Source organism: Moorena sp. SIO4E2 (assembly GCF_010671945.1).
GTDB classification, from domain to species: domain Bacteria; phylum Cyanobacteriota; class Cyanobacteriia; order Cyanobacteriales; family Coleofasciculaceae; genus Moorena; species Moorena producens.
On record NZ_JAAHIE010001002.1, the window covers coordinates 1 to 1,967 of the forward strand.

The 1,967-nt window shown below is 44.0% G+C and carries 3 protein-coding genes and 1 pseudogene; all 4 read left to right on the forward strand.

Features of this window, described 5'->3' with window-relative positions:
* The first annotated feature begins 198 nt into the window (after nucleotides 1-198).
* Nucleotides 199-333, forward strand: a complete 135-nt coding sequence (locus tag F6K37_RS39920; RefSeq protein WP_287256807.1) for a hypothetical protein — start codon at nucleotides 199-201, stop codon at nucleotides 331-333.
* Between the two features lie 548 nt (nucleotides 334-881).
* Entirely contained in the window at nucleotides 882-1,262 is a 381-nt protein-coding gene (locus F6K37_RS39925) for a hypothetical protein (protein WP_008179137.1), read from the forward strand.
* 126 nt (nucleotides 1,263-1,388) lie between these two features.
* Entirely contained in the window at nucleotides 1,389-1,517 is a 129-nt protein-coding gene (locus F6K37_RS39930) for a hypothetical protein (protein ID WP_267871978.1), read from the forward strand.
* 12 nt (nucleotides 1,518-1,529) lie between these two features.
* Nucleotides 1,530-1,967, forward strand: a pseudogene (locus tag F6K37_RS45915) (SDR family oxidoreductase); the annotation flags it as partial.

Sequence of the window (1,967 nt, forward strand, 5' to 3'; positions counted from 1 at the left end):
TAATACGATGCATACCCTGTATGTACTTCGTTACACGGAAATTTCCGACTGGACTCCTCTTCAGCCAACGGGCATTCCGGGAGAGTTCATCACAATTACCGTCAAGTACTTGATTATCCCGTAAAACCTTAAATTCCTGGGGGGTTTTCCCCCCGGAAAAACCATCGGGTCTAATCAGATAGGATCATGTCTGGATAGGTGAAAAAACTGAATGACATAGCGATGCAGCGCGGTCTTGGGGGTTTCCCCCATGAGCGACTGCATCAAGACAAGGTGAATTTTCTAGCCGTGGATAGTATTTCTGCGGCTATTTTTTTGGGGTTAGGAGGTTGAAGGTTGAAGGTTGAAGGTTGAAGGTTGAAGGTTATTTTGTTGAAGGTTGAAGGGTGAAGGTTAGGAGGTTGAAGGTTAGGAGGTTGAAGGTTAGGAGGTTAAAGGTTAAAGGTTATAAGGTTAGCAGGTTGTTCGCGTAGCGTGGCCAAAGGCCAAGCTTGTTCGCGTAGCGTGGCCGAAAGGCCAAGGTTATTAGCTTAAAAGAAATGCTTGATTTCAATTAGTAAGAATATAGCACTACGCATTAAGGTGTTTGAAATTCATAAATTCCGAAACTTAGTCATAGCTGACTTCTGACTTCTGACTTCTGACTTCTGACTTGCGCGTAGCACTATAATGCTGGGATTGGTGAGATTCTTGATATTCCCACACTTCCCTTCTTTGCTTGACAAAGTAAGAGATATTGGTTTACTATCCTAGATTAATTTTAAAAAAAATATTGAGAAAATGTTAAGGCTTTGGGGAATGTCTGCTCTGTTCGTGGTAGGTTGTTATCGCAACCTGAGACAACAAAAGTTTTAGGTTAACAATGATCATCAAATGGAGATATGATGGTGAATTTTCAGTCTATCGGGAAGAAAGTTGCTTCCTTCTTTCTTTTAGTTGCTTTGTGCTTGTCTGTTTTCGTTGCTAACCCTGCTGTAGCTCAAGCTCGTGAGCTTTATGGGGCTGTTAATTCAGATGGTCAAGTATGGTATGGTGAGGGTTTCAAAAGCCGGGAACTCGACGGAGGTATTTATCTTATACAGTTTCAAGAAGGATTTCAAAGTCTGCCAGCACCTACTGTTTCTATATATGGTTCGCCGTGGAAGACTTTCAATATGTCTGCTGCAATTGTTGAAGTCGGACCCGATTATTTGGTCGTACAAACTTCTTCTCCAGATCGTCCTGCCGATAGTGCCTTTACTTTTACGGTTATTGGCGACTAATTACATTTTGGATTCTGTAAAATCCTAGGAATCAAAGTAAGGATTCAGCGAACAGCTATCAGCTATCAGCTGATAGCTGACAATTTCAATTAGCAAGAATAATCCTGGGATTAGTGAGATTGTTGAATGCGATCGCGTAGCGTGGCCTATTGGCCATGGCTTCCCACACTTCCCGACTCCCGATTCCCGATTCCCGATTCCCGACTCCCGACTACTATATACTTATTTCCAATTCCAGTTAAGACCAAAACTTGAGGAGCAGGGGTGATGACTTCAACAGAGAAAGTACTGGTGGCGGGTGCTACAGGTGGGGTTGGACAGCTAACGGTGGCCAAGCTACTAGAGAAAGGTTTTCAGGTTAGTGTTCTGACTCGCAGTGCTGAAAAAGCTCAGGAAATGTTTGATAACCGAGTAGAGATTATAGTTGGTGATATCCGCTATCCCTCTAGGCCGTGTTTTCAAAGTTTTCCGCAAGATTTAGATCCCCCCCAACCCCCCGCGCGGAAGGGGGGAGCCATTCTCAAAGTCCCCCTTTTTTAAGGGGGATTTAGGGGGATCTCCGAGTTTGAAAACACGCCCTAGCCTCCCCCCTGCCATCCAAAATGTTACTCATATCATCTGTTGTACTGGAACGACTGCTTTCCCTTCTAATAAGTGGGATTTCGACACAATGGATCAGGCGAAAGGATTCCCAAGTGTGATCGA

Bases quoted from the DNA above. Each gene is read 5' to 3' on its own strand.
- F6K37_RS39925 (WP_008179137.1), top strand. From the start codon at position 882: ATGATGGTGAATTTTCAGTCTATCGGGAAGAAAGTTGCTTCCTTCTTT.
- F6K37_RS39930 (WP_267871978.1), top strand. From the start codon at position 1,389: ATGCGATCGCGTAGCGTGGCCTATTGGCCATGGCTTCCCACACTTCCC.